The organism is Bacillota bacterium (assembly GCA_013314855.1).
Lineage (GTDB): Bacteria > Bacillota > Clostridia > Acetivibrionales > DUMC01 > Ch48.
The window spans coordinates 1-2,551 of record JABUEW010000241.1 but is presented as its reverse complement, the minus strand read 5'-3'; the positions used below and the strand labels follow the sequence as shown (position 1 = coordinate 2,551).

2 protein-coding genes are annotated in these 2,551 nt (G+C 42.7%); both read right to left on the bottom strand.

What is annotated here, in order from left to right:
* Nucleotides 1-151: 151 nt before the first annotated feature.
* Nucleotides 152-1,051 (bottom strand): thioredoxin domain-containing protein, encoded by a 900-nt coding sequence (locus tag HPY74_20740; protein ID NSW93034.1) that lies wholly within the window; start codon nt 1,049-1,051, stop codon nt 152-154.
* Between the two features lie 32 nt (nt 1,052-1,083).
* Complete coding sequence (locus HPY74_20735; GenBank protein ID NSW93033.1) at nt 1,084-2,283, bottom strand: glycosyltransferase; 1,200 nt, start codon at nt 2,281-2,283, stop codon at nt 1,084-1,086.
* Between the last annotated feature and the right edge of the window lie 268 nt (nt 2,284-2,551).

Below are 2,551 nucleotides of genomic sequence, written 5' to 3'. Positions count from 1 at the left end.
ATGACCATACGGTCATTGACAGCTTGTTGCCTTGGTCAACTGCTTTGCCGGATCACTGTCGCATGCCCATAAAAGAGAATACCCCTACTTTGTCCTGATGTACAGGTGTGCTCGCTTTTACGCTCACCCGTGTCAGCGGCATGAATGTCTATCAAAGTAATTCAACAAACTTTTGATAGTCCGTGATTGGCTCCCGGCAGGCGTAATTCTCGCATACATAGGCAGCGGCTTTCCCATCGATAGAGTGCTGCTCCTTTACAAAAGGCGCCAGCTCTTCTATCTCTTTCCCCGGTTCCCCTTCGGGGTGAAAAACCACTACCGTTTCCGGTATAAAGGAGCGCCGGACCGCGTCCAGCATTGCTCCGGTACCGGCGTCTCCCGCCTTTCCGGCTATCACAATCTCGCGCGCGGGTCCGAGGAAGAAGTCAACCCCCGTCAAAAAGTGAGTATATCCCCAAGGGTACTCCATAACCCTGCCCGCGAAAGAACTCACCTGCTTTTCCGCCACTTCCGGCAACTTCGCGTCACCGGTCAACCGGGCCAGGCGGATCAGGTTGTGCAGCGCCACTGAGTTGCCGGACGGCAGCGCGCCGTCGTAAAGTTCCTTGGGTCGGGCGATAAGCTTCTCGGCGTCTTTCCCATTGAAGAAAAATCCTCCGTTTTCCTCGTCCCAAAAGAGATCAACCATCTGCCCGTTCAGTTCAAAAGCTTGTTTAAGATATTTAACTTCAAAAACGGCTTCATACAACTCCAACAGCCCCCATGCCCGAAAAGCGTAATCATCTAAATAGGCCGGATAAGCTGACTCACCGTCGCGGTAGCGGGCCAGCAGCCTGCCGTCCTCCCGCTTCAAATTCCTGAAAATGAACTTCACAGCCCGGGCGGCCGCCTGTTTATAAACAGCTTCGCCGAACACCGCCGCCCCCTTGGCCAGGGCGGCAATCATCAAGCCGTTCCAGGATGTAAGAATTTTATCGTCCTTATAGGGATGCACCCGCTTTTCACGGGCATCAAAAAGCTTCTTCCGGTATGCTTCGACTAAATCACCCAATTCCTCCGGTTCAGTTTATTTTCTTGGTAAAATCAGTAGAGATCGCTCATTTTTTCATAAAATAATTCTAACATTTTTTTACTCCTGTTTTTCCATGAAAATTCCTTAACTAGATCCTTCAATTGATTAGATTTTTCTTCAGACCAATCATACTGAGCACGGCCTAAGGCTATTAAAAATTCCTGGTGGGTTTCAGCTACAAAGAAATAATCCCTAAAACGCATTACACTTGGTAACGCTGTAGATACAATGGGCTTTCCAGTAGCCATATATTCGTAGAGTTTTAAGGGATCCGATGCAAGTGAATGTGGCTGATAATTACGTGGCATGAGCAAAACATCAAACTGATACAAAAAATGGGGAACCTGTTTGTAAGGTTTTGCTCCGGTGAATAATACCTTTGGATGTCTGCTAAGTTTTTCTATCCATTCTTGAGGAACAGCGCTTTCTATGATAGGTCCAACAAGAACCAGAGTTCCTTTTTCAAGATATTCTGCTATTTTCCACAAAAGTTCATAATCTATCCAGCTGGTTAGAGCTCCAATAAAGCCAAATAAAGGCTTTTCGATTCCTCTTAGTTCATCCAAGACTTCGTTATAATCATTACAATAAGCAAACATCTGCATATCTATACCATTTGGCAGACATCGAGTTTTTATTGAATAATCTTTCTCCAATTGCTCAGACAAATATTGAGAAACAGTAACCACCAAAGACGATCTGTTAAGAATATAAGAAAACTGATTACTTAAGATATGTTTATCTTTCTGACTAACTCCAGGGAATCCAATGTTATCATCCAACACATCGAAAATTATCCATCGAGGTTGTAAAGCTTTTATGACTTTATAAGATTGACTTATTCCACCTGAAGACACATATAATATAGTATCTTGGCGCCATTGGGAACCAAGTATTGAGTAAATTAGTTTATCCAGAGTTTTTAAGATCCAGTAGTTTTTTAATTTACCCAATCCGAAAGAAGAAGGTATAATTTCTAAAGGTGGCGTACAAACAAGAACATCTCCATAATCATTACATTCCCAGTTCATACGAAAAGAACAGTTATCCGCTTTAGCACGATGAAAACCAATACTAGGATTAAGAAATATTTTTTTTATATTTTCAAAGGCATTTGTCATTAAGCGCACTGTATCACTAATTTCTTGATATTGCCAAGGATAAGGATACATACCCAAAACAATAATATTTTCAATTTTTATTTTTTTCACCTCCAAAAAAGGCACGAAAATTATGATTCGAATCATTAGCATTGTATAAAACTTGAATCGCGGATTCAAGATTAAAGAGTTAATTCAAGTGGAGGTTCTCCACAGGAGCAATAAAAAACAATACTCGAAAAAATCGCAAAAATCGAGTAAGGTAATGCTGCAGTGACTTTCTGCAGCATTATCCTTCTCCCAGAACCGGACGTACGGGCCTCGTATCCGGCTCCTGATAAACCTCAGTCACTTCTCCCAAAAGTGATGCAAAATGCCG